This window comes from Reyranella sp. (assembly GCF_052439685.1).
GTDB lineage: Bacteria > Pseudomonadota > Alphaproteobacteria > Reyranellales > Reyranellaceae > Reyranella.
Map to the genome: position 1 here is coordinate 222,594 of NZ_JBQVQG010000005.1, position 25,578 is coordinate 248,171.

Annotated in this window: 26 protein-coding genes; 10 read left to right on the forward strand and 16 right to left on the reverse strand. The window is 67.0% G+C overall.

The window, feature by feature from the left end; genetic code table 11:
- Positions 1 to 129: 129 nt before the first annotated feature.
- From rho to ubiE, 11 genes are all read right to left on the reverse strand, one after another.
- The gene (gene rho / locus ACT6UX_RS09545; RefSeq protein ID WP_444774916.1) at positions 130 to 1,509 is read right to left on the reverse strand and encodes a transcription termination factor Rho; all 1,380 of its coding nucleotides are present in this window, start codon (positions 1,507 to 1,509) and stop codon (positions 130 to 132) included.
- Positions 1,510 to 1,650: 141 nt separating this feature from the next.
- On the reverse strand, positions 1,651 to 2,094 hold the full coding sequence (locus tag ACT6UX_RS09550; RefSeq protein ID WP_444774917.1) for a cupin domain-containing protein: 444 nt from the start codon (positions 2,092 to 2,094) through the stop codon (positions 1,651 to 1,653).
- Positions 2,095 to 2,106: 12 nt separating this feature from the next.
- A complete protein-coding gene (locus ACT6UX_RS09555; RefSeq protein WP_444774918.1) occupies positions 2,107 to 3,015 on the reverse strand; it encodes an NAD(P)-dependent oxidoreductase in 909 nt (302 codons plus the stop codon).
- Positions 3,012 to 3,485: a GNAT family N-acetyltransferase gene (locus ACT6UX_RS09560; RefSeq protein WP_444774919.1), complete on the reverse strand. Its 474-nt coding sequence runs from the start codon at positions 3,483 to 3,485 to the stop codon at positions 3,012 to 3,014. The genes ACT6UX_RS09555 and ACT6UX_RS09560 overlap by 4 nt, the downstream gene beginning before the upstream one ends.
- A 3-nt stretch (positions 3,486 to 3,488) precedes the next feature.
- Positions 3,489 to 3,923 (reverse strand): carboxymuconolactone decarboxylase family protein, encoded by a 435-nt coding sequence (locus tag ACT6UX_RS09565; protein WP_296333097.1) that lies wholly within the window; start codon positions 3,921 to 3,923, stop codon positions 3,489 to 3,491.
- A 36-nt stretch (positions 3,924 to 3,959) separates the two neighbouring features.
- Positions 3,960 to 4,421: an RrF2 family transcriptional regulator gene (locus tag ACT6UX_RS09570; protein WP_444774920.1), complete on the reverse strand. Its 462-nt coding sequence runs from the start codon at positions 4,419 to 4,421 to the stop codon at positions 3,960 to 3,962.
- An 18-nt stretch (positions 4,422 to 4,439) separates the two neighbouring features.
- Positions 4,440 to 4,922 (reverse strand): dUTP diphosphatase, encoded by a 483-nt coding sequence (dut, locus tag ACT6UX_RS09575; RefSeq protein WP_444774921.1) that lies wholly within the window; start codon positions 4,920 to 4,922, stop codon positions 4,440 to 4,442.
- Between the two features lie 52 nt (positions 4,923 to 4,974).
- A complete protein-coding gene (gene coaBC, locus ACT6UX_RS09580; protein ID WP_444774922.1) occupies positions 4,975 to 6,201 on the reverse strand; it encodes a bifunctional phosphopantothenoylcysteine decarboxylase/phosphopantothenate--cysteine ligase CoaBC in 1,227 nt (408 codons plus the stop codon).
- 13 nt (positions 6,202 to 6,214) lie between these two features.
- Complete coding sequence (locus tag ACT6UX_RS09585) at positions 6,215 to 6,955, reverse strand: sulfite exporter TauE/SafE family protein (RefSeq protein ID WP_444774923.1); 741 nt, start codon at positions 6,953 to 6,955, stop codon at positions 6,215 to 6,217.
- 4 nt (positions 6,956 to 6,959) lie between these two features.
- Positions 6,960 to 8,486 carry a 2-polyprenylphenol 6-hydroxylase gene (gene ubiB, locus ACT6UX_RS09590; protein WP_444774924.1) on the reverse strand — a complete coding sequence of 509 codons (1,527 nt, stop codon included), beginning with the start codon at positions 8,484 to 8,486 and terminating at the stop codon, positions 6,960 to 6,962.
- Entirely contained in the window at positions 8,487 to 9,284 is a 798-nt protein-coding gene (gene ubiE / locus ACT6UX_RS09595) for a bifunctional demethylmenaquinone methyltransferase/2-methoxy-6-polyprenyl-1,4-benzoquinol methylase UbiE (protein ID WP_444774925.1), read from the reverse strand.
- 25 nt (positions 9,285 to 9,309) lie between these two features.
- On the opposite strand from ubiE, the gene ACT6UX_RS09600 reads away from it, so the two are divergent.
- From ACT6UX_RS09600 to ACT6UX_RS09625, 6 genes are all read left to right on the forward strand, one after another.
- Positions 9,310 to 10,044 (forward strand): SDR family oxidoreductase, encoded by a 735-nt coding sequence (locus ACT6UX_RS09600; protein ID WP_444774926.1) that lies wholly within the window; start codon positions 9,310 to 9,312, stop codon positions 10,042 to 10,044.
- A gap of 143 nt (positions 10,045 to 10,187) precedes the next feature.
- Positions 10,188 to 11,126, forward strand: coding sequence for an ABC transporter permease (locus ACT6UX_RS09605; protein WP_444774927.1), 939 nt, complete (start codon positions 10,188 to 10,190; stop codon positions 11,124 to 11,126).
- Complete coding sequence (locus tag ACT6UX_RS09610) at positions 11,123 to 12,019, forward strand: ABC transporter permease (RefSeq protein ID WP_444774928.1); 897 nt, start codon at positions 11,123 to 11,125, stop codon at positions 12,017 to 12,019. Before ACT6UX_RS09605 ends, ACT6UX_RS09610 begins: the two co-directional genes overlap by 4 nt.
- A 65-nt stretch (positions 12,020 to 12,084) precedes the next feature.
- A complete protein-coding gene (locus ACT6UX_RS09615; protein WP_444774929.1) occupies positions 12,085 to 13,656 on the forward strand; it encodes an ABC transporter substrate-binding protein in 1,572 nt (523 codons plus the stop codon).
- Positions 13,656 to 14,642, forward strand: a complete 987-nt coding sequence (locus ACT6UX_RS09620; RefSeq protein WP_444774930.1) for an ABC transporter ATP-binding protein — start codon at positions 13,656 to 13,658, stop codon at positions 14,640 to 14,642. Before ACT6UX_RS09615 ends, ACT6UX_RS09620 begins: the two co-directional genes overlap by 1 nt.
- Positions 14,639 to 15,724 carry an ABC transporter ATP-binding protein gene (locus ACT6UX_RS09625; RefSeq protein ID WP_444774931.1) on the forward strand — a complete coding sequence of 362 codons (1,086 nt, stop codon included), beginning with the start codon at positions 14,639 to 14,641 and terminating at the stop codon, positions 15,722 to 15,724. The genes ACT6UX_RS09620 and ACT6UX_RS09625 overlap by 4 nt, the downstream gene beginning before the upstream one ends.
- Before the next feature lie 6 nt (positions 15,725 to 15,730).
- On the opposite strand, the gene pdxR is transcribed toward ACT6UX_RS09625, so the two are convergent.
- Entirely contained in the window at positions 15,731 to 17,281 is a 1,551-nt protein-coding gene (gene pdxR / locus ACT6UX_RS09630; protein ID WP_444774932.1) for a MocR-like pyridoxine biosynthesis transcription factor PdxR, read from the reverse strand.
- 91 nt (positions 17,282 to 17,372) lie between these two features.
- On the opposite strand from pdxR, the gene ACT6UX_RS09635 reads away from it, so the two are divergent.
- Entirely contained in the window at positions 17,373 to 18,110 is a 738-nt protein-coding gene (locus ACT6UX_RS09635) for a pyridoxamine 5'-phosphate oxidase family protein (protein WP_444774933.1), read from the forward strand.
- On the opposite strand, the gene ACT6UX_RS09640 is transcribed toward ACT6UX_RS09635, so the two are convergent.
- Positions 18,083 to 19,045 (reverse strand): LysR substrate-binding domain-containing protein, encoded by a 963-nt coding sequence (locus ACT6UX_RS09640; protein ID WP_444774934.1) that lies wholly within the window; start codon positions 19,043 to 19,045, stop codon positions 18,083 to 18,085. The genes ACT6UX_RS09635 and ACT6UX_RS09640 overlap by 28 nt on opposite strands.
- Before the next feature lie 84 nt (positions 19,046 to 19,129).
- On the opposite strand from ACT6UX_RS09640, the gene ACT6UX_RS09645 reads away from it, so the two are divergent.
- Positions 19,130 to 20,461, forward strand: a complete 1,332-nt coding sequence (locus ACT6UX_RS09645) for an MFS transporter (RefSeq protein WP_444774935.1) — start codon at positions 19,130 to 19,132, stop codon at positions 20,459 to 20,461.
- Here ACT6UX_RS09645 and ACT6UX_RS09650 read toward each other — a convergent pair.
- Positions 20,448 to 21,425, reverse strand: coding sequence for a Bug family tripartite tricarboxylate transporter substrate binding protein (locus ACT6UX_RS09650; protein ID WP_444774936.1), 978 nt, complete (start codon positions 21,423 to 21,425; stop codon positions 20,448 to 20,450). The genes ACT6UX_RS09645 and ACT6UX_RS09650 overlap by 14 nt on opposite strands.
- 174 nt (positions 21,426 to 21,599) lie before the next feature.
- Between ACT6UX_RS09650 and ACT6UX_RS09655 the strand changes: the two genes are divergently transcribed.
- Positions 21,600 to 21,881, forward strand: coding sequence for a type II toxin-antitoxin system ParD family antitoxin (locus ACT6UX_RS09655; protein ID WP_444774937.1), 282 nt, complete (start codon positions 21,600 to 21,602; stop codon positions 21,879 to 21,881).
- Positions 21,878 to 22,183: a type II toxin-antitoxin system RelE/ParE family toxin gene (locus ACT6UX_RS09660; RefSeq protein WP_444774938.1), complete on the forward strand. Its 306-nt coding sequence runs from the start codon at positions 21,878 to 21,880 to the stop codon at positions 22,181 to 22,183. The genes ACT6UX_RS09655 and ACT6UX_RS09660 overlap by 4 nt, the downstream gene beginning before the upstream one ends.
- Before the next feature lie 15 nt (positions 22,184 to 22,198).
- On the opposite strand, the gene ACT6UX_RS09665 is transcribed toward ACT6UX_RS09660, so the two are convergent.
- Both ACT6UX_RS09665 and ACT6UX_RS09670 read right to left on the reverse strand, forming a co-directional pair.
- Positions 22,199 to 23,161, reverse strand: coding sequence for a ribonucleotide-diphosphate reductase subunit beta (locus ACT6UX_RS09665; RefSeq protein ID WP_422032403.1), 963 nt, complete (start codon positions 23,159 to 23,161; stop codon positions 22,199 to 22,201).
- A 106-nt stretch (positions 23,162 to 23,267) separates the two neighbouring features.
- Complete coding sequence (locus ACT6UX_RS09670) at positions 23,268 to 25,136, reverse strand: ribonucleoside-diphosphate reductase subunit alpha (RefSeq protein ID WP_444774939.1); 1,869 nt, start codon at positions 25,134 to 25,136, stop codon at positions 23,268 to 23,270.
- Between the last annotated feature and the right edge of the window lie 442 nt (positions 25,137 to 25,578).

Below are 25,578 nucleotides of genomic sequence, written 5' to 3' on the forward strand. Positions count from 1 at the left end.
GTTCTTGTCTTTCTGAGCCGTGTGGGTCGGCGCTGTTTACAGCGCCTGACTCGCGCTTGGTTACAAGCGCTGCCGCCCACCCGCGCCACAGCAGCTTTGCCCTGCAGGGCAAAGCTGCGAGAAGGCGCGTTACTGATTCATCGACCCGAAGAAATCCTGGTTGGTCTTCGAGGTGCGGAGCTTGTCGAGCAGGAACTCGATCGCATCGACGGCGCCCATCGGCATGAGGATGCGGCGCAGCACCCACATCTTGGAGAGCGTCGCACGGTCGACCAGCAGCTCTTCCTTGCGGGTGCCCGACTTGGTGATGTCGATCGCCGGGAAGGTGCGCTTGTCGGAGACCTTGCGGTCGAGGATGATTTCCGAGTTACCGGTGCCCTTGAACTCTTCGAAGATGACTTCGTCCATGCGGGAGCCGGTATCGATCAGGGCGGTCGCGATGATGGTCAGCGAGCCGCCTTCCTCGATGTTGCGGGCGGCACCGAAGAAGCGCTTCGGACGCTGCAGGGCATTGGCGTCGACACCGCCGGTCAGCACCTTGCCGGAGCTCGGCACGACGGTGTTGTAGGCACGCCCCAGACGGGTGATCGAATCGAGCAGGATCACCACGTCCTTCTTGTGCTCGACCAGGCGCTTGGCCTTCTCGATCACCATTTCGGCGACGGCGACGTGGCGGCTGGCCGGCTCGTCGAAGGTCGAACTCACGACCTCGCCCTTCACGGTGCGCTGCATGTCGGTCACTTCCTCGGGGCGCTCGTCGACGAGCAGCACCATGAGGAAGACCTCGGGATTGTTGGCGGTGATGGCGTGCGCGATGTTCTGCAGCAGCACCGTCTTGCCGGTGCGCGGCGGCGACACGATCAGGGCGCGCTGGCCCTTGCCGATCGGCGCGATCAGGTCGATCACGCGGGTCGAGATGTCGAGCTGCTGCTGCGGCGTCGTGCCGGCCTTCTTGGTCAGCGTGCCGGTACGACGCGCGCCGACCCGTCCCGACGAGGTCGCCTTCGCCCCCCCGATGGCTTCCTCGGTGATGGCCGGGGCCATGGCGGCCGCTCCACCGTCGAGCTCGAGCTTCAGCTTCTCATCGGGATAGAGCGGCGTCAGCGAGTCGAAGTTGATGCGATGACGCAGCGAGTCGGGATCGTCGAAGTTGATCTTGTTGATCTGCACCATGGCGAAGTAGCGCTCGCCGTCCTTGGGTGCGCGGATCTCGCCCTCGACGGTGTCGCCGGTGCGCAGGCCGAACTTACGGACCTGCTGGGGGCTGACATAGATGTCGTCGGCGCCGGGCAGGTAGTTGGCTTCCATCGAGCGCAGATAGCCGAAACCGTCGGGAATCACCTCGATGGTGCCGACGCCGAAGATCGCCTGGTCGGCGGCGGCCAGCTTCTGGAGGATGGCGAACATCAGCTCCTGGCGGCGCATCATCGCCGCACCCTCCACGCCCTGCTCTTCGGCAAAGGCCAGGAGTTCGGGAGGCTTCTTCTTTTTGAGGTCTTGGAGATTCATGGGTCTTCAGTCTTCTGGGGAATGATGCACGCGCTTGCAGCGACCGGGGCGGTCGAAGTCTGAGATAGCGCCATGTCGTACGGGACGGGCCCCTTCGAGTTTCCGCCGGGGAGGCGGCACCAAGGGCCCTGTGCGGCTTTTCTATAGGGGCCGTCGCCACCCCTGTAAAGACGCCTCAGTCGCGGCGGGGCGCCGCGTGCGGGTCCACAGGCCGATGCTCGGTGCCGGCACCGGCGTCAGGAACACCAGCCGGCCGGGCTCCTTCACGAGTCCGCGGTGCCAGACGCCACGCGGGACGATGAAGGTCTCCCCGGCCTTCAGCCGTACCCGCTGCTCACCCTCGGGCTCATCCAGGATCAGCTCCATTTCGCCCGACAGGAGGGTCAGGATCTCGTCGCCCGCCGGGTGGCGCTCCCAATGGTCCCAGTCCCTGCCCTGGTCGCTCGCGCCCATCAGCCGGCCCTCGCCGAGGTCGCAGCGCTCCCCGATGCCTGCCCAGAAGCGCTCGCCGCCTTCCAGGGTTCGGGCGCTGTCGTCCGCCTTCAAGTGGATGTAGGTCCCATCGAGGGTGAACGCGCGCGCCATCGCTCCCTCCGGCTACTCGCCCTCGGCCAGCATCTCGGCGTAGCGGAAGATCTCGGTATGGTCGGCGCCCTTGCCCAGCTTGCCGTCGGCCGCCGTCCAGTAGGCCACGGCCTGCTGAAGGCCCGGTACGTTGACCTTGAGATGATTGGCGACGTCACCCGCGGTGCGCAGGTCCTTGGCCATCAGTGCGGTCGTGAAGCCGGCCGCGAAAGTGCGCGACACGACGAACTGGCGGCCCTTTACCTCGGTGGCGTTGCTCTTGCCGGTCGAGCTGTTGAAGACGTCGACCATCGTTCCGGGATCGAGCCCGAACGATTCGCCCACGACCAGGGCCTCGCACATGGCGACCAGGCCGGCGGCCGAAAGATAGTTGTTCAGGGCCTTCAGCGCATGACCGGCGCCGGCGGGACCGCAGAGCGTGATGGTCTTGCCCATGGCGCCGAAGACGGGCCGCGCCCGTTCGAGATCGGCGGCCGCGCCGCCCACCATGATGCTGAGCGAACCGTCGATCGCGCGCTTCACGCCACCGGAAACCGGCGCATCGAGCAGCGCCACGCCGCGGCCCGCGAGATCCCTGGCGAGCTTCTGGGTGTCGACCGGGTTGGACGAGCTCATGTCCATGACCACCGCGCCCGCTTCAAGCCCCTCGATCGCGGGGTCCCGCCCTTCGAGGATGGCCTGCCGCACGATCTTGCCGTCGGGCAGCATCGTGATCAGCGCCGCGGCGCCCTGGGCGGCGGCCTTCGCCGAGGCCGTGGCCAGCGCCGACGGATGGGCGCCGACGAAATCGGAGACCGCCTTCTGCGAGACGTCGAACACGCGCAGCGTGAAGCCCGCCTCGACGAGGCGGGTCGCCATCGGGCGGCCCATCATGCCGAGGCCGATGAAGGCGATCGTGGCGGGGGGTGCGAGCGTGGTCATGACGAGGCTCCTGACGTGAGGTCATATTCATAGAACGGCAGGACGCGACCGGGAATCGCATCCGACGGCTCGTTTCGCAGAAAGCGCGCGCCCATGCGCTCGTAGAAGCGGGCGGCGTTCACGTCGGCGAGGATCGTCATGCGCGGGTATCCCAGCTTTCGCGCCAGCCCGACCGCGGCCTCGAACAGCAGGCGGCCCGTCCCGCCGCCCATGGCGGTCGGCTCGACGAACATCAGCGCAAGCTCGGCATCGTCACCGTTACGACCGACACTGACGGTACCGACCGTTTGACCGGTCTCGTCGGTCGCCACCAGCACGCGCCCCTCGGCGATGCTGCGCTCCTCGACCGTGAGCGAGGGGACGCAGAGCCGCATGAACTCCGCGTCGTAGCCCCAATGCGCCTTCGACCTGAGGCAGAGCGCGGTGAGGCTGGCCTCCTCACCGGGCCGTGCCGGCCTCACCGTGGCCATGGTTCAGATGCCGCGGTCCTTGAAGACGTCGCGGGCGGTCTTGAAGGCGTCGAGGCTGGCCGGAATACCGCAATAGATCGCGACCTGGAGGAAGATCTCCTTGATCTCGTCCTTGGTCAGGCCGTTGTTCAGGGCACCGTTGATGTGCAGCTTGAGCTCGGGGCCGCGGTTGAGCGCCGCCAGCATCGCGAGGTTCAGCATCGAGCGGTTCTTCTTCGAGAGGCCCGGCCGCGTCCAGGCATAGCCCCAGCAGTATTCGGTGGTGATGTCCTGGAAGGCCATCATGAACTCGTCGTCGGCCGCGCCGGCCAGCGAGTTGTCGACATAGGCCGCGCCGAGCACGGCCTTCCGCATCTTCATGCCTTCGTCGTAGAGCTTCTTATTGCGCGGTGCGGGCTTGGCTTTCTTCGCCTTCGCGACAGCGGTCTTCTTGGCCATGTCTTGCTCCTCCGGATGAAATCGGGGAGCTGTATATCAGATCGTCGCGTGGCCCGCGTGGGGTTGCACGGCCGCAACGTTGAGCCCCTTGGAGCGCGCCTGCTGGCAGAGATCCTCGATGGTCACGTTGTCGAGTTGCGCCATCATTTCCTCGCGCAGCTTCTCCCACAGCGGCCACACCACCTCATGCGCGAGCGGCGAGCCGATCGAGGGATCGCTGGGCTCGGTCTCGACCTCGAGGTTGCGCACCACCCGCACGACCTCGCCCAGGGTGATGCTGGCCTTTTCCCGCCCCAGCCGGTAGCCGCCCCGCGGCCCGCGTTTGCCCGAGAGGATGCCGGCGCGCACCAGATGCTGCAGGACCTGTTCGAGATATCGTTTGGGGATGCGCTGGCGCTCGGTGATGTCGCCGCTGCGCACCGGGTGATCGCCGACGTGGAAAGCCACGTCGAAAACCGCTTCGATCGCGAACATCGTCTTCTTGCTGAGGCGAGGCATCCGTTTTCTCGTCCCTCTTCAGGCCCTCTTGATCGAGCCGGCCGTTACGCCCGTCGACCCGAAACCGCCGGCGCCGCGTGCCGTCTCGTCGAGGGTCGAGACCTCTCGCCAAGCGGCACGGGCATGACGCGCAATGATAATCTGTGCAATTCGCATGCCGCGCTCGATGCGGAACGGCTCCCGCCCGAGGTTAATCAGGATGACGCCGACCTCGCCGCGATAGTCGGCATCGATGGTGCCGGGGGCGTTGGCGACCGTGACGCCGTGCTTGGCGGCAAGACCGGAGCGCGGCCGGACCTGGGCCTCGAACCCCACCGGAAGGGCAATGGAGACACCGGTCGGAACGATCCGGCGCTCGAGCGGCCCCAGCTCGATGGGCTGGTCGATCGCCGCCAGCAGGTCCGCTCCGGCGGCGGCGGCCGTCGCATAGTCGGGCAACGGCAGGTCATGGCCGTGCGGCAGCCGCACGATCTCGATTTCGACGCTCTCGATGCCCTTCATCGGCTCCCCATTAATCAAAAAGTCCGAGCCCTTTCGAAATCGGGCCGGGCATTCACTCTGCCGCCTGTGCCTTGCCTGCCTGCGCGAGATGCAGCGCGATCCGCCCGGCCAGGCGCCGGGCGACATCGCCCTTGCCGAGCGGCGGCCAGTCCTCGGTGCCCGCTTCCGTGATCAGGTGCACGGTGTTGCGCTCGCCGCCGAAAGTGCCGGTGGCCGGCGACACGTCATTGGCCACGATCCAGTCGCAGCCCTTGCGGGTGCGCTTTTCGACGGCATTCGCCACCACGTTCTCCGTCTCCGCGGCAAATCCCACGACCAGGGCCGGCCGGCCGGGGCCGGGCCGTGACAGCGTCGCCAGAATGTCGGGATTGGGCGACAGTTCAAGTGCCGGCGGCGGCGCGCCTGCCTGTTTCTTGATCTTGCCGGTGGCGGGTCTGGCCGCCTTCCAGTCGGCGACGGCGGCGGCGCAGACGGCGATGTCGAGCACGCCTGCATCGAGACAGGCCGCGAGCATCTGGTCAGCCGATTCGATGCGCACCACCTTCACAGCCGGAGGGTCCGGCACCCCGACCGGTCCGCTCACCAGGGTCACGTCGGCGCCGAGTTCCGCGAGGGCCGCCGCGATGGCATGGCCCTGCTTGCCCGAGGAATGGTTGGAGATGAAGCGCACCGGATCGAGCGCCTCGCGGGTCGGGCCCGAAGTGACCAGGGCGCGCCGGCCGGCGAGCGGCCGGTCGCGCACCAGAATCGCTTCGATGGCGGCGACGATCTCGGCCGGCTCCGACATGCGGCCGGGGCCGTGTTCGTTGCAGGCCATGGCGCCCTCGTTCGGCCCCACGAAGACGATGCCGCGCCTGCGGAGCGTTTCGACGTTGGCGACGGTCGCGGCATGGGTCCACATGCGCACGTTCATTGCCGGCGCCGCGAGCACCGGCTTGTCGGTGGCGAGCAGGACGGTGGCCGCGAGATCGTTGGCCAGGCCACCCGCCATGCGCGCCAGCAGATCGGCGGTCGCCGGCGCCACGACCAGCAGGTCGGCATCGCGCGAGAGCTGGATGTGGCCCATCTCGCTCTCGTCGGTGAGGGAGAACATGTCGCCGTAGACGCGGTCTTCCGAGAGCGCCTGGAGGGTGAGCGGCGTCACGAATTTCGCGCCGGCTTCCGTCAGCACGCAGCGCACCGAAGCGCCACGCCCGCGCAGGAGCCGGATCAGCTCCGCCGACTTGAAGGCCGCTATGCCGCCCGCGACGATCAGCAGGATACGCTTGCCGTGCAACATGGCCGTCAACCTATCACAAGAGCCGGGTGGCGACAGTATAGAGGCCGGTCAGCAGCAGCGCCCAGAAGACGGCCAGGCGGAACTGCTCCACCGAGAGCCGCGACCGGATCTGCTGGCCGAGCCACATGCCGCCGATCGCGGGAACCACGGCAGCGGCCGAGACGACGGCACGCGGCCCGTCGAGCACGCCGAAGAACAGGAGCGAGGCGGTCAGGGTCAGGGACGTGGCGCACAGCACGACGCCCAGGGTCTGCACGAGCTCGACCGGCTTGATGTCGAGCCCTTGCAGGTAGGGCATCAGCGGAATGATCGGCACGCCCACCAGGCCTGCCACGAAACCCGACACGACACCGATGACCGGCGCCAGCGGCTTCTCGAGATCGGCGTGGATGGTGAGGCGGATGCGCAGCAGGCCGAGCGTGCTGTAGACGATCAGCACCGTGCCCAGCACCAGGAAGGCCCAGCCGGGCCCCTTCTGGCCGATCAGCCAGACCGTTAGATAAAGCACGACCGTGAGCGGTAACATCAGCGGCCACTGACGGCGAACGATGTGCCAGAAATGACCGCCCACCGATGCCTGCCATACATTGGTGATGATCGTCGGCAGCGCGATCAGCGCCACCGCTTCCGACAACGGCAGGAAGAGCGACATCAGCGCGATCGAGATGGCCGGCAGACCCAGTCCGACCAGGCCCTTGACGGTGCCTGCGAGCAGGAAGATCACGAGGCCGACGACGATCTGATCGGTGGTCACGAGCTCACTGCCACCAGGCGGCGATGGCGGCCACCAGGGCCAGGATGGCGACGGTCTCGGAGAAACCGGGCCGCCACAGCCGGCCACCCCGAGGCGGCTCCAGCGCGTCGCGCTCGGCCTTGCGCCGCTCGTGCTCGGCCACGAGATGCAGGCTGTCGATGAGGCGCGGCAGGCGGCGCAGCCCCTGGGCGAGATCGTCGACCGCGCGGCCGACGGTGGCACGCGGACCGAAATGGGTGACCATCCAGTCCTCGATCAGCGGCCGCGCCAGCTCCCAGATGTTGACGTGAGGGTTGAGCTTGGTGCCCATGCCTTCCGCCATCAGCATGGTCTTCTGCAAGAGCAGCAGCTGCGGCTGGACCGTCATCTCGAACTGCTCGGTGACGCGCAGCATCTGCGCCAGCAGGCGGGCGATCGAGATCTGATGGCTGGGCTTGCCGAAGATCGGCTCGCCGATCGAGCGGCAGGCCTGCGCGAAGGTTTCGAGCGACTGGTCGGGCGGCACATAGCCCGCCCGGAACTGGACCTCGGCGACGGCGCGATAGTCGCGCCGCAGGAAGGCGACCAGCAGCTCGGCGAGATAACCGCGCGTGGCCTCGTCGACCCGCCCCATGATGCCGAAATCGACCGGCACGATGGTGCCCTGGCGATCGACGAAGGCGTTGCCGCCGTGCATGTCGGCATGGAAGAAGCCGTCGCGGAACACCTGATAGAAGAAGGCTTCGGCGCACTTCCGCATGATCTCGTGCGGATCGTGGCCGGCGGCGATGATGGCGTCGCGATCCCCGATCGGGATGCCGTCGACCCGCTCCTGCGTCATCACGCGCTCGGCAGTGCGGTCCCAGTCGATCTTCGGCGTCCGATAATTCGGATCGTCGGCGAAATTCTCGCCCAGTTCCTCGGCCGCCGCCGCCTCCATGCGCAGGTCCATCTCGACACGCACGACATCGGCGAAGGCGCGCACCGATTCGACCGGCTTCAGGCGGCGGAAGCGCGGCTGCGTGCGCTCGACCAGTTCGGCGACCCAGTAGAAGAGATCGAGGTCCCGTTCGAAGGCCTTGGCGATGCCGGGTCGCAGCACCTTCACGGCGACATCGCGACCGTCGGCGGTGACCGCGAAATGCACCTGGGCAATCGACGCCGCCGCCACCGGCACGTCGTCGAACTGCGAGAAGATGGTGCCGAGCGGCTGCCCGAGTTCGCTTTCGATGATGCGGCGCGCCTCCGCGCCGGGAAACGCCGGGATATGGTCCTGCAGGCGCGCGAGATCGGCGGCCACCTCCTCGCTCAGCAGGTCGGCGCGGGTCGAGAGCGCCTGGCCAAGCTTGATGAAGGACGGTCCCATGTCCTGCAGCGCCGCCGCCAGCCGCTCGCCGGGCCGGCGCGGGTCGTTGCGCGGCGCGAAGAGACGGGCCCAGGCGATCAGCGCCGGCGCGATGCCCAGCGACTCGAGCGGAAACAGCGCGTCGTGGCGAGCGAAGCTCACCGCCATGCGCAACAGGCGCCAGGCATTGCGGAGTGCGCGGAACATCTAGATGCGCCAGCCCTGATGCAGCGCCACGACGCCCAGCGACATGTCGCGCCAGGAGACGTTCTCGAAGCCGGCGGCCCGCATGCGCGCCGCCAGCTCGCGCTGGGGCGGAAAGCGGCGGATGCTCTCGTGGAGATAGCGGTAGGACTCGGCGTCCCGGGCAATGACCTTGCCGAAGAACGGCAGCGCGCGCTCCGAATAGGCGTCATAGACGCGGCCGACCGGCGCCGAAGTCACCTTGCTGAACTCCAGGCAATAGAAGCGGCCGCCGGGCTTCAGCACGCGACAGGCATCGCGCAGCGCCTGGTCGATGTCGGTGACGTTCCGCAGACCGAAGGCGATCGTATAGGCATCGAACGAGCGATCCGGGAACGGCAGGTGCTCCGCATCGCCGGTCGCCCAGGTGAGCCCCTGTAGCAGGCCTTGGTCGACGGCGCGGTCGCGCCCGACCTCGAGCATCGCCGGATTGATGTCGCACACGGTGACGTCGGGCCGTTCGCCCTGACGGCGCAGCAGGCGGAAGGCGATGTCGCCGGTGCCGCCCGCTACATCCAGAAGCTTCTCGCCCGGCCGCGGGTTAACCACGTCGACCATGGCGTTCTTCCAGAGCCGGTGCACGCCGCCCGACATCAGGTCGTTCATCAGGTCGTAGCGCGGCGCCACGCTGGCGAAGACCTCGCGCACCAGGCCCGCCTTTTCGGCCGCCGGCACGTCGCGGAAACCGAAGGACGCACGCCCTTCCGGGGCCTGTCCCTCGGGGCGGGCTGCGCTAGGATCGTCGGAATGGGCTTGGTCCATGGGGCCGCAACCTAGAGGAATCGCCATGCTGCTGAAAGACCGGGTCATCCTGATCACCAACGTCGAGAAATTCGCAGGCCACGGCACCACAAGGGTCGCCCTGGCCCAGGGCGCCACCGTGCTGGCGCACGATCCGTCGTTCGAGGCGCCCAGCGCCCGACGCAAGTACGAGGCGGAGTTCCCGGGCGCTCATGCGCTGTCGGCAACCGAGCCGGCGACGATGGTCGAACTCGCCCTGAAGCGGCACGGTCATATCGACGCGCTGGTCAACAACGACGCCTACCCCGCCCTGCGCGCGCCGCTTGGCGAAGCCCGGGTCGAGGACTTCCGCGATGCGCTGGAAGTCATGGCCGTGGCGCCGTTCCGGCTGACGCAGCTCGTCGCGCCGTCGATGCGCAAGCGCAAGTCGGGACGCATCGTCTTCGTCTCCTCGGCTGCGCCGCTGCGCGGTATCGCCAACTATGCGCCCTATGTCTCGGCGCGCGCGGCCGGCAACGGTCTCGTCTCCTCGCTCGCCAAGGAGCTGGGCCGCGACGGCATCACGGTGAACGCGGTCGGCTCGAACTATGTCGAGAACCCCGACTACTTCCCGCCGGCGCTGCTCGCCAACAGCGAGGCGATGGCGAAGATGACGGCGCAGATCCCACTCGGTCGACTCGGCAAGTCCGACGAGCTCGGTGCCACGATCTGCTTCCTCTGTTCCGACGGTGCCGGCTTCATCACCGGACATGTCCTGCCGCACGCAGGAGGCTGGGCGTGACATCGCAAAAAATCGCATGCACAATCTCTGCATAACGAACGCCGCGCAGGTCTGACCGAAGCAGCGGCTGCCAGGGAGAAGCGTCGAGACACGCCGGGAAACCGGCGCGCTTCTTCTTGGCCGAAACGGTCCGAGGACGGCGCATGGGAAGACAGATCGTCCACCGCCTGCTGGTCTCGTTCCCCGCGCTGCTCGGGGTTCTCTTCCTGTGTTTCTGTCTCCTGCAGGTGGTGCCCGCCGATCCGGCGATGATCATCGCCGGCCCCGACGCCAAGGCCGAAACGATCGCGGCGATCCGTGAGGAACTCGGCCTCGACCGCTCGATCCCCGTCCAGTTCGCCGACTATATCGGCCGGGTGCTTCAGGGTGATCTCGGGCGCTCCATCATCTCCAACAAGATGGTGAGCGAGGAGCTTGCGCTCACCATCGGTCCGACGGTCGAGCTGATGCTGGGCGGCATGGTGATTGCGATCCCCCTCGGCCTGGCGCTGGGGACGCTCGCTGCCGTCAAGCGTGGCACCCTGGTCGATCGCGCGATCATGGCCGTCTCGGTCGCGGGCGTGTCGATGCCGGTCTTCTTCATCGGCCTGGTCCTGATCCAGTACATGGGCTTCCAGTGGGGCCTGTTCCCCTTCACCGGCCGCACCGGTCCGATCTGGGACGGTGGCCTGCCAAGCCTCGTGCTGCCGGCACTGACCCTGGGCAGCGTGCTGATCGGGCCGATCGCGCGGCTGACGCGCACCGCTGTGCTCGAAGTGCTGGGCGCCGACTATGTCCGCACCGCCCGTGCCAAGGGCCTGCGCGAGACCGTGGTGATCATCCACCACGCGCTGCGCAACGCGATGATTCCGGTCGTCACCTTGATCGGTCTGCAGGCGGCCTTCCTGCTGGGCGGCGCCGTCGTTACCGAGACGATGTTCTCGTGGCCCGGCGTCGGACGGCTGGCGGTCGGCGCGATCGTGTCCAGCGATTTCCCGACGGCCCAGGGCGCCATCATGATCCTCGCGATCGCCTTCCTCACGATCAACCTGATCGTCGACGTCCTCTACGTCTACCTCGATCCCAGGATGCAGCGGTCATGAGCGTCGAAGCCCTCAACGCCTCCGCTCCCACACCGACAGCCGCCGACGAGAACGGCCTCTTCGCGCGCTCCGGCGTGTTGCGCCGGCTGGCCCGGGACAAGGTGGCGCTCGTGGCCGCGCTGCTGCTGACCGCCATCGGCCTCGCTGCCCTCTTCGCGCCGCTGGTCGCGCCCTACGACCCCTATCTCACCGATCTCACCAAGGTGATGCAGCCGCCCAGTGCGGAGCACTGGTTCGGCACCGACAATACCGGCCGCGACATTCTCAGCCGGGTCATCTACGGCTCGCGCAACACGCTGATGCTCGGCCTGATCGGCGTCATCGTCGGCGGCTTCCTGGGCGGCTTCCTCGGCATCCTGGCGGCCTACTATCGCCGGCTCGACGGCTGGATCATGCGGCTGGTCGACGTGATGCTGGCGTTCCCGGCGATCCTGATCGGCCTCGCGGTGGCGGCGATCTTCGGCGCCGGCCTCACCGCCGTGGTGATCGCGCTGGTCGTGGCGACCGTTCCGGACGTGGCCCGCGTGGCACGCGGCGCCGCTATCGGCATCATGAGCCAGGAATTCATGGAGGCGGGCCGCGCCGTCGGCGTCTCCGACCGCACGCTGATCTGGCGCTACCTCACGCTCAACTGCATATCGACCATCTTCGTGTTCCTGACCCTGCGCTTCGGCCAGATCATCCTGATCGGTTCGGCCCTGGGCTTCCTCGGCATGGGCGCCCAGCCGCCCACGGCCGAGCTCGGCATGATGGCGGCGCAGGGCCGCGACTTCCTGTTCATGGCGCCGCACATCGCGACGATCCCCAGCTTCATGATCTTCGTGATCGTGCTGGCCGCCAATCTCCTGGGCGACGCGCTCCGCGACGTCCTCGATCCGAGACTGCAGAGCTGATCCTGCACACTCCTTCGACAAGGGTCCCGACGTGACGCACTGAACAACAACAAGGCGAGGAAGCGATGCGTAAGTTCCTGACGGGCGTAACGGCGTTGCTTGGCGTGATGGGCCTCTCCCCGGTGGCGGAGGCGCAGACCTTGCGGATGATGAAGTCGCTCGATGCGCCGCATTACGACGGCCAACGCACGACCTGGTCGCCGACCTCCGACATCGTGAACATGTTCCAGGACACGCTGGTGGCGATGGACTGGGACGGCAAGACAGCCATTCCCTACCTCGCCAAATCGTGGACGATCAGCCCGGACGGCAAGCTCTACACCTTCAAGCTGCGCGACGATGTGAGCTTCTGCAGCGGCAAGAAGTTCACCGCCGAGGACGTCATCTACTCGTTCAAGCGGCTGAAGAGCCCCGAGCTCAAGGCGCCGCTGGCCTGGCGCGCCGGCAACATCAAGGAGCTGCGCGCGCCCGATCCCTACACGGTCGAGTACGAGCTGAACGAGCCCTTCGCCGACCTGCTGCTGCAGCTCACCATGTTCACGACGGCCATCCACAACAAGGAGAGCGTCGAGGCACTGGGCAAGGACTACGGCGTCAAGGCGATCGACGGCACCGGCCCGTGGTGCTTCGAGAGCTGGCAACCGCGCACCGAGATCGTGCTGAAGCGGCACGACGCCTATAAGTGGGGGCCCTCGATGTACACCAACAAGGGGCCGGTGAAGTTCGAGAAGCTCAGCATCAAGATCGTGCCCGAGGATTCCAGCCGGGTCGCGGCGATGATGGGCGGGCAGTTCGACGTCACGCACCAGATCCCGTTGCAGTTCATCCAGCAGGTCAAGGCCTCGCCCAATCTCAACGTCCAGGAGGCCAAGCCCAACTTCCAGCTGATGTACTACGGGTACAAGACCACGCGCCCGATGGTGGCCGACAAGCGCGTGCGCGAGGCGATGAACATCGCCATCAACCGTGCCGACATCGTCAAGGGCATCATGCTGGGCAATGCCGAGCCGGCCTACACCTTCATCGATCCCAAGGCGCTCGACTTCGCCGACTCGACCAAGGGCCTCATCAAGGAGGATGTCGAGCGCGCGAAGAAGCTGCTCGACGAGGCCGGCTGGAAGGTCGGCGCCGACGGCATCCGCGAGAAGGACGGCGTCAAGCTGGCGCCCAGGGTCCTGTTCACCCAGGTCGCCTACTTCCCGCGCGTCTCCGAGGCGATCCAGGGCTACATGCGCAAGATCGGCGTCGACTGGAAGATCGTGGGCTACGACTCGACCATCGCACCCGCCGAGATGGGCAAGCAGGACTTCGAGTTGTGGACGGTGACGTTTCCCTACATCTCGTCCGGCGATCTGCTGAACTTCTACTTCGATTCCAAGAACATGCCGGCGCCCAACCGCATGAACTGGAACGACGCCAAGACCGACGAGTATCTCAAGATGGGCCGCGCCTCGATCACCGACGCCGACCGGGCCAAATACTATGCGCTGGCCCAGCAGCGTGTGACCGAGGAGCACCTCTGGATGCCGGTCATGAACATCGCGATGTACACGACCAGCCTCAAGAAGCTGAAGGGCGTGCGTCCGCACATGCTCTACCAGAACACCTTCTACAAGGGTCTGGATTACTCCTACTGATGGAAAAGCTCCTCGAGGTGCGCGGTCTCCGCACCCACTTCCACACCGACCGCGGCCTCTTCCGCGCGGTCGACGGCATCGACTTCTCCGTCGGGCGCGGCCGCACCGTCGGACTGGTCGGCGAATCCGGCTGCGGCAAGAGCGTCACCTCGCTCTCCGTCATGGGCCTGGTGGCGAGCCCGCCCGGCCAGGTCGCAGCCGACGCGATTTTGTTCGAAGGCCGGGACGTGCTCGGCCTCTCGGCCGACGAGCGTCGTCGCCTGCGCGGCGGCAAGATGTCGATGATCTTCCAGGAGCCGATGACCTCGCTCAATCCGGTCCACACGATCGGCCAGCAGATCGTCGAGGCGATCCTGGCGCACACACAGCTGTCGCCGCAGGCCGCCAAGGCCCGCGCGATAGAAATGCTCGAGCTGGTGCGGATCCCCTCGGCGAAGCAGCGGGTCGACGACTATCCGCACCTCCTGTCCGGCGGCATGCGCCAGCGGGTCATGATCGCCATGGCGCTGTCCTGCGAGCCGGCCCTGCTGATCGCCGACGAGCCGACCACGGCGCTCGACGTCACCATCCAGGCGCAGATCCTCGACCTGCTGCAGGACCTGCAGCGCCGGCTCGGCATGGCGATGCTGATCATCACCCACGATCTCGGGGTGATCGCCGAGATCGCCGACGAGGTGGTGGTGATGTACGCCGGCAAGATCGTCGAGAGCGCGCCGGTCGATGCGCTGTTCGCCGATCCGCAGCACCCCTACACGATCGGCCTGCTGGGCTCGATCCCGCGCATCGAGGTCGACCGCGAACGCCTGTCGACCATCGAGGGCTCGGTGCCCAGTCCCAACAACCAGCCCAAGGGGTGCCGCTTCGCGCCGCGCTGCCCCTTCGCCGACCCACGCTGCCACGTCGAGCCGCCGCCGCTGCGCGACCTCGGGCCGGCGCATCGAGTGGCCTGCTGGAAGGCGCCGGTCGAACTGGCGAGGGCGGCATGAGCACAGCAACGGCAACGCCCGTCCTGCAGGTGGATGGGCTGGTGAAACACTTCCCGGTGAGCCGCGGGCTGATCCGCCGCAAGGTGATCGGCATGGTGCGCGCCGTGGAAGGGGTAAGCTTCGAGATCGCCCGCGGCGAGACGCTGGCGCTGGTGGGCGAATCGGGCTGCGGCAAGTCGACGACCGGCCGCCTCGTGCTGCGCCTGATGGATCCGACCGCGGGTTCGGTCCGGTTCAAGGGCGAGGAGATCGCGACCCTCGACAAGCACGCGCTGCGCCGCCTGCGCCGCCACATGCAGATCATCTTCCAGGACCCCTATGCCTCGCTCAACCCGCGCATGACGGTGGGCGAGATCCTGGCCGAGCCGATGGCGGTGCATGGGCTCCACACCGAGGCCGAACGGGCGACACGGGTCAAGGACCTGCTCGACGTCGTGGGTCTGCTGCCCGAACATGCGCGGCGCTATCCGCATCAGTTCTCCGGCGGCCAGCGCCAGCGCATCGGCATCGCCCGCGCGCTGGCGGTCAATCCCGACCTCATCATATGCGACGAGCCGGTCTCCGCGCTCGACGTCTCGATCCAGGCGCAGATCGTGAACCTGCTGCAGAACCTGCAGCAGCGCTTCGGCCTCTCCTATCTCTTCATCGCCCACGACCTCGCGGTGGTGAAGCACATCAGCGACCGCGTCGCGGTCATGTATCTCGGCCAGCTCGTCGAGATCGCCGCTAAGCGCGACCTCTACGACCGGCCGCTGCACCCCTACACGCAGGCCCTGCTGTCGGCGATCCCGCGCCCCGATCCCAGCGTCCGCAAGGAGCGCGTTCTGCTGGCGGGCGACGTGCCAAGCCCCTTTGCGCCACCGCCAGGCTGCCGCTTCCACACGCGCTGCATCCATGCCCAACCGCGCTGCAAGCAGGAGCAACCGGTGCTGCGCGACGCCGGCGACGGCCATCGCGTGGCCTGTCACTTCTACGAGACACTGCCGAAACCGGCGGCCGCTTCGACGGCCAGCACGTCGCTCGGCAAACTACCCGAACGCCTCGCCGCCTTCGAGGCAGCCATGGCGGCGCGCGCCGTCTGATGCCGCTTAGCGCCGGCGCTTCGGGTGCCCGGTCGACCCGAGTACCGTGTCGCGCAGCTTCACCAGAGCGCGATCGATCTCGGCTTCGGGTATGCCGGCATAGCCCAGGATGAGGCCGTGCCGCCGCGTGCGGCCGGCGTAGCAGACCGAAAGCGGTTGGACGGTCAGGCCGTGGGCCGCCGCGGCCGCCGTCACGGCGACGTCGTCGAAGCGTTGCGCGATCTGCGGGGAGGGGCTCGCGATCACGTGCATGCCGCCCGGATCGGGAGCCACCGTGAGCAGCCCGTCGAGATGCCGCGCGGCCGCCTTGAGCAAGGCCTCGCGGCGGCCGGCGTAGAGAAGACGCGTGCGGCGCAGATGGGTGGCGAAATGGCCCTCGGCGATGAACCGTGCCAGCGCACCCTGCCCCAGCAGCGGCGCCCGCACCGAGATGCGGTCCATGATGCGTTCGGTGGCCTCGACCAGCGAGGCCGGCAGGACGAGGAAGCTCAACCGCAGCGCGGGGAAGAGCAGCTTGGAGAAGCTGCTGAAATAGGCGACGCGGCCTGAGCGATCGAGGGTGCGCAGCGGCGCCAGCGGCCGTCCGCTGTAGCGATACTCGCCGTCGAAATCGTCCTCGGCGATCCAGCCCTTGCTTCGTTCGGCCCAACTCAACAGCTCCAGCCGGCGCTGCAGGCTGAGCACGGTGCCGAGCGGGAAATGATGCGCCGGCGCTACGACCGCCAGCCTGGCCTCGGGCGCCGTTGCCTGCGCCACCTCGGGCGAAAAGCCCGACTCGTCGATGGCGATGGGCACGGCCCTCACGCCCGAACCCGCCAGCGCCTCGCGCACGCCGACGAAGCCCGGCTCCTCGATCCAGGCCGTGTCGCCGGCATCGAGCACGACCTGCGCGAACAGCGAGAGGCCGTGACGGATTCCCGTCGTGACCACGACCTCGGCCGGATCGCAGGTGAAGCCGCGCGCCACGCCGAGATAGGTCGCGATCGCCTGACGCAGACCGGCATGGCCGAACGGATGCGCGGCGCTGGCCGCTTCGAGGCCGGGCCGGCGCCACTCCCGTTCCAGCAGCTTGGCCCACAGCGCGAAGGGAAAGGCCTCGCGGTCCGGCTGCCCGGTGGGAAAGCCCAGAGGCGGGCCGGCCGGGACGGGTGGGCCCGTCTCGGCCAGCAGCGCCCGCGTCCGACGCGCCACGGCGGCCCTGGCGGCCGACTTGCCCGGCAGCGGTGCGCCGGTTCGCGGCACGGTCAGCATCTCGTCGGGCAGGTTGGCCGCGACCGACATGGCCGCGCCGGCCTGGCTCACGACGTAGCCCTCGGCGACGAGTTGATCGAAGGCGAGCACGACCGTGCCACGCGCGCAGTCGAGATCCTCTGCCATCTGCCGCGACGAGGGCAGCCGCGCGCCGGGCTCCAGCCGACCCTCGAGGATCGCGCGCCGCATCTGCTCACCGATCTGGCGATGCAGCGGCTCGGACGAGGTTGGATCGAGCGCAAGGCCAAGTGGCGGAGCGCGCCGGGAACGGGGCGTCGCGCGGGGCTTCGAAACTGGTCCAGTCACTTTCCACCAAACTGGCTCTTTCACCTGATCCGTATCGCGCCGATGGTCCGCCCGCAAGCAACCCCTTCTCCGGTGCGCCAAAGGTCACGTCATGAGCCCTCCCGATTCAGTCACCCCGCCCGACAGCTATCCCGTCACCAACGTGAACAAGGTGAAGCGCGTCCACGAGCGCGGTCGCTACGACAAGGAAACCATCCACGCGATCCTGGATGCCGCCCTGGTCTGCCACATCGCCTATGTGATCGACGGCCGCCCCTACTGCACGCCGACCTCGTTCTGGCGCGAAGGCAGCCACCTCTACTGGCACGGCTCCTCGGCCAGCCGCATGATCCGCAGCCAGAAGGAAGGCGTCGACGTCTGCCTCACCGTCACGCATCTCGATTCGCTGGTGATGGCGCGCTCCGGCTTTCATCATTCGGTGAACTATCGCGCGGTCATGGCCTTCGGAAAGGCGCATGTGATCGACGATCCGGAAGAGAAGCTGAAGCTGATGGACCGCTTCATCGACCGCATCTATCCCGGCCGCTCCAAGCTCATCCGCCAGCCGAACAAGCAGGAGTTCAAGGCGACGACCATGATCGGCATGGAGATCGAGACCGCGTCGGGCAAGATCCGCAACACCCATGTCGCGGACGAGGAAGAGGACTACGAGGGCGTCCCCGCCTGGTCGGCCCTCTACCCGGTCACGCAGGTCATCGGCGAACCGTCCGATTGCGCGCGCCAGCTTCCGGGCCTGACCCGGCCGGACGACATGGCCGACTTCGTTCCCGGGGCGCGCCTCGACGAGGTGATGACCAAGACCTACAAGCGGACTTTCGGCGAGGGCTGAACGTCACGACGGCGACCGGTCGTCCTTTCGGCCTCCGCGACCGCCCACGTCACGAACCGTCGCACACGCTCGTCGCCCGTCAGGGCGGCGGGCCAGCGCACGATATGCGCCTTGCTCGACGGCATGTCCCAGGACGACGGCAGCACCCGCACCAGCCGCCCGTCCTTCAGCGCGTCGTGCACCAGCAGCGAGCGTGCCATGACGACGCCCGCGCCCTGCAACGCCGCGCTGATCGCGGTGTGAATGGTGCCGAAGCGCAGGGCCGCGGCCGGCGGCTTGCCGGCGATGCCCAGCCGCTCGAACCAGACGGGCCACGACCATTCCGCGCCCTGGCCACGACCGGGCGTTCCCTTGTGCAGCAGCGGCAGCGTCGCCAGCGCCCGGGGATCGCGCAGCATCCGGCCGCCGGGCAGCAATCCCGGCACGCAGACGGGAAAGACCTGCTCCTGGAACAGCAGGCGCTGCGTCGACGAAGAGCGCGCCGTCGCGGTGGGCTGCCAGAGGATATGCACGTCGATGTCGGCCGCGCGCAGTTCGGCCTCGCTCTCGACGATGGTGAGTTCGACTTCGAGGCCGGCATTGGCCGCGGCAAAGGCCGGCAGCCGGCGCACCAGCCAGTAGTCGGCAAGGGCGGCACCCACGCCGACCCGCAGCCCCGACGGCGTGGCGACGGCCCGACAGCGCGCGCGGAGATCGGACAGACCATCGAGCAGTCCGGTAAGACCGGCAGCCAACGTCAAGCCGGCTGGCGTCGCGCTGAGACCGGTGCTGGAGCGATGGAGCAGCGCGGCGCCGACATAGGCTTCGAGCCGGCGCAGGCGGTGGCTGACCGCACTCTGGGTCATGCCGAGTTCGGCCGCTGCCCGCGTCATGCTGCGATGGCGGAGCGCGGTGTCGAAGGCGACCAGGGCGTCGAAGGGCGGCAGCGAGCGCATTTTCCAGCATCATGAACGAAATTCATATCGAAGTGAATGCTTGGCGCTCGGGCTTGCGGGCACGGGGCGGCGACACTCGCCGCCATGAAAAGCTTCCGGCGCACTCCTGCCCTCGCCCTCTCCTTTGCGGGCTTCCTCACCCAGCTCGACGTCACCGCCGTCATCGTCGCCCTGCCGACCATCGGCGACGATCTGGGATTCGGCCTGGCGGCCTATGCCTGGACGATGGACGCCTACAGCCTGGCCTTCACCGCCACGCTGCTCGCCTCCGGTGCGCTGGCCGACCGCCATGGACGGCGGCGCGCGCTTCTGGCCGGCAATGTGCTGTTCGCCGCGGCCTCGCTCGCCTGCGGGGTGGCCTGGGACGGCCCGTCGCTGTGGGCCGCCCGCGTCGCACAGGGCCTCGGAGCCGCCTTCGTGATCACCGGCTCGATCGCGCTGACCGCCTGCGCCTACCCCGATCCAGCGGATCGCGCGCGGGCCTTCGGCCTTGCGGGAATCGTGTCGGGCGCGGCGATGGCGATCGGCCCGACCCTGGGCGGCGCGGTTGCCGCCTGGTTCGGCTGGCGCTGGATCTTCCTCGCCAACCTTCCTTTTTGTCTGATGGCCGCGTGGATCGTGCCGCGGCTCGTCGCCGAGGAGCGCGCCACCGATTCGCGGCCGCTTGATCCGGTCGGCATCGCCCTGCTCACGCTGGCGCTCGGCGCCGCCATCGAAACACTGCTGGCCGGGCGCACGCCGATGCACATCGCCCTCGGCACCGGCGCGACTCTGATCTTCGGCGCTTCGTTCGTCGCGCAGCAGCGACGCCGGCCTCAGCCGATCCTCGATCCCGTCCTGCTGGCACAGCCGGCGATGATCGCCGTCGCCTTGCTGCTGATTACCGTGTCGATCGGCTACTGGGCGGCGCTGGTCTATCTGCCATTGTTCCTCACGACGGCTTTCGGTCTCTCCACGGCGCAGGCCGGTGTCGCCATGCTCGCCGCCACCCTGCCGATGGTCTTCCTGCCGCCCCTCGCCGGCCGCCTGGCCACGCGATGGGGATGGAGAGCGCTGTTCACCTGCGGACTCATGGTGATCGCCGCGGGCGACCTCGCCCTGGCGCTGGAGCCGACCTGGACGATGGCGCTCCTCGGCATGGTCGTGATCGCAACGGGCGCCGCGCTCGTGCAATCGCAGCTCTCCGGCGCGGTCGTGACCCTGGCGCCACCGGCACAGGCCGGCATGGCCTCGGCGCTCACCATCGTGATGCGCCAGGGCGGCTTCGCGCTCGGGATCGCAGCCCTGGGCGCCGCGCTGGGATCGGAACAGGCAGCGAGCGCCTACACCCTCTCGTTCCTGTTGGCCGCTGCCGCGTCCGGACTGGGTGCCGTCGCCGCGCTCCTGCTTCTGCCTTCCGATGCTACTCGGCCTTGATGCCGGCGGACTTGATCACCTTCGCCCACTTCTCCGTGGCGTCCGCGAGGATCGCGCCGAATTCCGCCGGCGTGCCGCCCACCACCGTGCCGCCCAGTTCGACGATGCGGGTCCTGATCCTGTCGCTGGCGAGGCCGGCGTTCAGTTCCTTGTTCAACAGAGTGATGATCTCGGCCGGCGTACCTTTGGGTACGCCGATGCCGGCAAAGCCGCTCGCCTCGTAGCCCGGCACGAAGTCCGCCACCGGCGGAACGTCCGGCAGCACCTCCAGACGCGCCTTGGTCGTCACCGCCAGCGCGCGCAGCTTCCCGGCCTTGACCTGCTGTATCGATTCAGACAGCGGCGCGAAGACGACCTGCACGTGGCCCGCGATCAGGTCGGCGACGGCCGGCGCGCCGCCCTTGTACGGAACGTGCACCAGGTTCACGCCGGTCATCATCTTGAAGAGTTCGCAGGCGATGTTCTGCGGCGTGCCCTGGCCGGCCGATCCGTAGTTGATCTTGCCGGGGTTGGCCTTGGCGTAGGCGATGAGCTCGGGAAGTGTGTTCGCAGGAACCGACGGATTGACCACGACGAGGTAGGCGAGGCGCGCGGCGCAGATGACCGGCGCGATGTCGCGCATGAAGTCGAAGCTGAGATTTGAATAGAGCGCGGCGTTGATCGCATGGGGCGTCACGACCTGCAGCAGCGTGTAGCCGTCGGGCGCGGCCTTGGCGACGGTCTCGGTGCCGATGTTGCCGCTGGCGCCGGGCTTGTTCTCGACGATGAACTGCTGGCCGAGACGCTCGGTCAGCCATTCGGCCATCAGGCGACCCTGGATGTCGGTCGCACCGCCGGCGGGAAAGCCGACGACGATGCGGGCGGTGCGCGATGGATAGGCCTGCGCGTGCGCCATGCCGGGCACGAACGGCAACGCGGCGGCACCGACGGCGAGATGCGCCAGTGAACGGCGACGAGTTTTCATGATGGCTGCCTCCAGGGTTCACGACGGCGCGCGGACGCAACGCAACTGGACGCTCAGCGGAGGAAGCCTACATCGGTCTCATGGGAGGGTGGAAGGGAGCAGCGCCCTCAATAGGTTGACGGCCCTGCCAGCGTTTGGAACGATGGTGTGATCAAGTCATACCGGTGGGTGAAGATGAGCAGAGTTTCAAAGCGTACGTTCAGCCTTCCGATCGAACAGGCAGCCTATATCGACTCGAAGGTCGAATCGGGAGCCTATGCCTCCAGCTCCGAAGTCATCCGGGCGGGTCTCCGTGCGCTGCAGGAGCGCGACGCTGCCGTCGAAAGATGGCTACGAGACGAAGTCGTTCCCGTCTATGACGCGATGACGGCGAATCCGGAACGCAAGCTCTCGAGCAAGTCTGTCCTCTCCGAGGCGCGCGCGCGCTACGCCCCGAAACGCAAGGCCCGTCGTTGAAGCGTCGTATCGTTACTTTCGCGCCCGAGGCCCGGGACGATCTCATCAAGCTGGGCGACTGGATCACGGAACGAGCGGGTGCCGAATTAGCGCTGAACTACATCGAGCGCCTGATGTCCTATTGCACTGGCTTCGAGATCGGCAGCGAACGGGGTCAGAGGCGCGACGACCTGCGTCCTGGCTTGCGAGTGGTGGGCTTCGAACGACGAATCGCGATCGCCTTCACCGTCTCCTCGACAGAGGTGACGATTCTTCGCTTCTATTACGGTGGCCGGAACTGGGACGCGTCCGTCCCTGGTTGATGCGCACCGGCGACGTCAGCTGAACGCCTCGTCCCAGGTGCCGCGCGTAGAAGCCTTGGAGTATTCGGTCGAGCGGTTCTCGAAGAAGTTGGTGTGCTCGATGGCGTTCATCATCTGGTCCATCCACGGCAGCGGGTTCTTGGCGTCCGCGCGATAGATGGGCTGCAGGCTGAGCTGGGTCAGGCGACGGTCGGCGATGTAGCGGATGTAGCGCTTCACGTCGGTCGCGGTCATGCCCTCGATGCCGCCCAGTTCGAAGGCGAGGTCGATGAAGGCGTCCTCGTGATCGACGATGGTCGAGCAGGCGACGTAGATCTCGCGCTGCAGCTCCTCGGTCCAGACTTCCGGGTTCTCCTGGATGAAGGTCCGGAACAGCTTGACGATCGAGTTGCAGTGCAGCGTCTCGTCGCGCACCGACCAGGTCACGATCTGGCCCATGCCCTTCATCTTGTTGAAGCGCGGGAAGTTCATCAGCATGGCGAAGCTGGCGAACAGCTGGAGGCCTTCGGTGAAGGCGCCGAACACGGCCAGCGTCTTGGCGATGTCGGCCTTCGAGTCGACGTTGAAGCCCTGCATGTAATCGTACTTGTCCTTCATCTCCTTGACGGTGAGGAAGACGGAGTACTCGGTCTCGGGCATGCCGATCGTGTCGAGCAGGTGGCTGTAGGCGGCGACGTGCACCGTCTCCATCGCCGAGAAGGCGGCCAGCATCATCTGCACTTCGGTCGGCTTGAAGACGCGGCTGTAGTGCCGCATGTAGCAGTTGTTCACCTCGACGTCGGCCTGGGTGAAGAAGCGGAAGATCTGCGTCAGCAGATGGCGCTCGCTGTCGGTCAGCTTGTTGCGCCAGTCCTTGACGTCGTCGGCCAGCGGCACTTCCTCGGGCAGCCAGTGGATGCGCTGCTGCGTCAGCCAGGCGTCGTAGGCCCAGGGATAGTGGAACGGCTTGTAGATCGGCTTGGCGTCGAGGAGTGACATGGCGCAGGCGTCCAATATGTCGGGCGAATGAATGGGGTCGCTTGAAATTAAAACCCCCTGCCGCGGTCCCGAATGCCGGGAACGCGACAGGGGAGACAACGCTCGTTTACTGGCAGCTAAGACATTCTTCGTAGTCATTGCTCTGCGGACCCGGCGGCGTTCCGAGCGGCAGAGAGGAGGGAGCGTCGATTCTAGGCGCCGTAAGGGCATGGTCGCCGAGCGGTGCGGCGAGGGCTTCGCCTGCCACGCTCTCGGCGCGCTGGATGGAGAGGGAGCGGCAGTAATAGAGGCTCTTCACGCCGCGCTTCCAGGCCATCATGTGGATCTGATGCAGGTCGCGCTTATGCACGTCGGCCGGCAGGAAGATGTTCAGCGACTGGCTCTGGCAGATATAGGGCGTCCGGTCGGCCGCATGCTCGACCAGCCAGCGCTGGTCGATCTCGAAGGCGGTCTTGAATACCGCCTTCTCGTGATCGTCGAGGCAGTCGAGATTACGCACCGAGCCCTGGTCGGTCATGATCGCCGTCCAGGTGTCCTCGTCGTTCTTGCCCTTCTGGTTCAGCAGCTTCTCGAGGTACGGATTGCGCACCACGAAGGAACCCGAGAGCGTCTTGTGATTGTAGACGTTGGCGGCCGACGGCTCGATGCCGGGCGAGGCGCCGCCGCAGATGATCGAGATCGACGCCGTCGGCGCGATCGCGAGCTTGTTGGAGAAGCGGTCCTGGAAGCCGAAATCCTCCGCATCCGGGCAGGCACCGCGTTCCTTGCCCAGCGTCATCGACGCCTCGTCGCACTGGCCGCGGACGTGCTTGAACATCTTCTTGTTCCACACCTTGGCCATCACGGATTCGAGCGGAATGCCGTTGGCCTGCAGGAAGGAGTGGAAGCCCATGACGCCGAGACCGACCGAGCGCTCGCGCATCGCGGCATAGGTCGCCCGCGCGAAGTCGGAGCCGGCGGTGTCGATGAAGCTCTGCAGCACGTTGTCGAGGAAGCGCATCACGTCCTCGATGAAGGTCGGATGCTCGTGCCACTCGAGATAGGTCTCGAGATTGAGCGACGACAGGCAGCAGACGGCAGTACGCTGCTTGCCGTGATGGTCGATGCCGGTCGGCAGCGTGATCTCGCTGCACAGGTTCGAGGTCTTGACCTCTAGGCCCGCGAGCTTGTGGTGCTCGGGACGGGCGTTGTTCACATGGTCGACGAACACGAGGTAGGGTTCGCCGGTTTCCACGCGCGCCGTCAGGATGCGGATCCACAGGCCGCGCGCCGAGACGGTGCGCTGCACGGCGCCGTCCTTGGGGCTGACCAGCGCCCATTCCTCGTCGTTCTCCACGGCGCGCATGAAGGCGTCGGAGATCAGCAGGCCATGATGCAGGTTCATCGCCTTGCGGTTGGGATCGCCACCGGTCGGACGGCGGATCTCGATGAATTCCTCGATCTCGGGATGGTTGACCGGCAGGTAGACGGCGGCCGAACCGCGGCGCAGCGAGCCCTGGCTGATCGCCAGGGTGAGCGAGTCCATCACGCGGATGAATGGCACCACGCCCGAGGTCTTGCCGTTCATGCCGACCTTTTCGCCGATCGAACGGAGATTGCCCCAGTAGGAGCCGATGCCGCCGCCACGGGCCGCCAGCCACACGTTCTCGTTCCACAGCCCGACGATGCCCTCGAGGCTGTCGTTCGCCTCGTTCAGGAAGCACGAGATCGGCAGGCCGCGGGTGGTCCCCCCATTGCTGAGCACGGGTGTGGCCGGCATGAACCACAGATTGCTGATGTAGTCGTAGAGGCGCTGGGCATGGGCATCGTCGTCGGCATAGGCCGAGGCAACGCGCGCGAACATGTCCTGATAGGTCTCGCCCGGCAGCAGGTACCGGTCGTTCAGCGTGGCCTTGCCAAAAATCGTGAGCCGGGCGTCCCGGGAAGAATCGGTAACAACCCGCGCACCGCTTCGAACTTGAACGACATCAAACACTTGCGGTCCCCTTTTTCTTTTTTGTCCACAGTTGTGGATAGAACACTCTGTGGAAGAAGCCTACATCTTGGGAGCGATTGGCCGCTTCCCACTATCCATAGATAGTACGGATGCCGCCGGGCCTGTCATTGCGAAATTTACTCCCCGTTTGTGAATCTCAGGAATGGTTGGTTAACCCCCTGAAAAACCGGCCGAAAATCGGCTTTGAAATTCTGTTTCCCGAGCGGTTTTCGACTCTTCGCAGGTGCAGCATAGAGGAGAACAAAACGCGCTTTCCCGCGGATTCCGTGCCTCCCAGACAGAAACCGCAGCGAATCGGCTCAACCTCTCGGGGCCAAGCCGGGAAAGGCGAGATACGATGGGCATTCTCGGCGTCGCCAAGAGTCCGTCGTCAGAATGTCATGGTCAGGCGTAACATCGCCCCCGGTTTTGCGGAGGAATG

Bases quoted from the DNA above. Each gene is read 5' to 3' on its own strand.
- rho (WP_444774916.1), bottom strand. From the start codon at position 1,509: ATGAATCTCCAAGACCTCAAAAAGAAGAAGCCTCCCGAACTCCTGGCC.
- ACT6UX_RS09550 (WP_444774917.1), bottom strand. From the start codon at position 2,094: ATGGCGCGCGCGTTCACCCTCGATGGGACCTACATCCACTTGAAGGCG.
- ACT6UX_RS09555 (WP_444774918.1), bottom strand. From the start codon at position 3,015: ATGACCACGCTCGCACCCCCCGCCACGATCGCCTTCATCGGCCTCGGC.
- ACT6UX_RS09560 (WP_444774919.1), bottom strand. From the start codon at position 3,485: ATGGCCACGGTGAGGCCGGCACGGCCCGGTGAGGAGGCCAGCCTCACC.
- ACT6UX_RS09565 (WP_296333097.1), bottom strand. From the start codon at position 3,923: ATGGCCAAGAAGACCGCTGTCGCGAAGGCGAAGAAAGCCAAGCCCGCA.
- ACT6UX_RS09570 (WP_444774920.1), bottom strand. From the start codon at position 4,421: ATGCCTCGCCTCAGCAAGAAGACGATGTTCGCGATCGAAGCGGTTTTC.
- dut (WP_444774921.1), bottom strand. From the start codon at position 4,922: ATGAAGGGCATCGAGAGCGTCGAAATCGAGATCGTGCGGCTGCCGCAC.
- coaBC (WP_444774922.1), bottom strand. From the start codon at position 6,201: ATGTTGCACGGCAAGCGTATCCTGCTGATCGTCGCGGGCGGCATAGCG.
- ubiB (WP_444774924.1), bottom strand. From the start codon at position 8,486: ATGTTCCGCGCACTCCGCAATGCCTGGCGCCTGTTGCGCATGGCGGTG.
- ubiE (WP_444774925.1), bottom strand. From the start codon at position 9,284: ATGGACCAAGCCCATTCCGACGATCCTAGCGCAGCCCGCCCCGAGGGA.
- ACT6UX_RS09600 (WP_444774926.1), top strand. From the start codon at position 9,310: ATGCTGCTGAAAGACCGGGTCATCCTGATCACCAACGTCGAGAAATTC.
- ACT6UX_RS09605 (WP_444774927.1), top strand. From the start codon at position 10,188: ATGGGAAGACAGATCGTCCACCGCCTGCTGGTCTCGTTCCCCGCGCTG.
- ACT6UX_RS09610 (WP_444774928.1), top strand. From the start codon at position 11,123: ATGAGCGTCGAAGCCCTCAACGCCTCCGCTCCCACACCGACAGCCGCC.
- ACT6UX_RS09615 (WP_444774929.1), top strand. From the start codon at position 12,085: ATGCGTAAGTTCCTGACGGGCGTAACGGCGTTGCTTGGCGTGATGGGC.
- ACT6UX_RS09620 (WP_444774930.1), top strand. From the start codon at position 13,656: ATGGAAAAGCTCCTCGAGGTGCGCGGTCTCCGCACCCACTTCCACACC.
- ACT6UX_RS09625 (WP_444774931.1), top strand. From the start codon at position 14,639: ATGAGCACAGCAACGGCAACGCCCGTCCTGCAGGTGGATGGGCTGGTG.
- ACT6UX_RS09635 (WP_444774933.1), top strand. From the start codon at position 17,373: ATGAGCCCTCCCGATTCAGTCACCCCGCCCGACAGCTATCCCGTCACC.
- ACT6UX_RS09640 (WP_444774934.1), bottom strand. From the start codon at position 19,045: ATGCGCTCGCTGCCGCCCTTCGACGCCCTGGTCGCCTTCGACACCGCG.
- ACT6UX_RS09645 (WP_444774935.1), top strand. From the start codon at position 19,130: ATGAAAAGCTTCCGGCGCACTCCTGCCCTCGCCCTCTCCTTTGCGGGC.
- ACT6UX_RS09650 (WP_444774936.1), bottom strand. From the start codon at position 21,425: ATGAAAACTCGTCGCCGTTCACTGGCGCATCTCGCCGTCGGTGCCGCC.
- ACT6UX_RS09655 (WP_444774937.1), top strand. From the start codon at position 21,600: ATGAGCAGAGTTTCAAAGCGTACGTTCAGCCTTCCGATCGAACAGGCA.
- ACT6UX_RS09665 (WP_422032403.1), bottom strand. From the start codon at position 23,161: ATGTCACTCCTCGACGCCAAGCCGATCTACAAGCCGTTCCACTATCCC.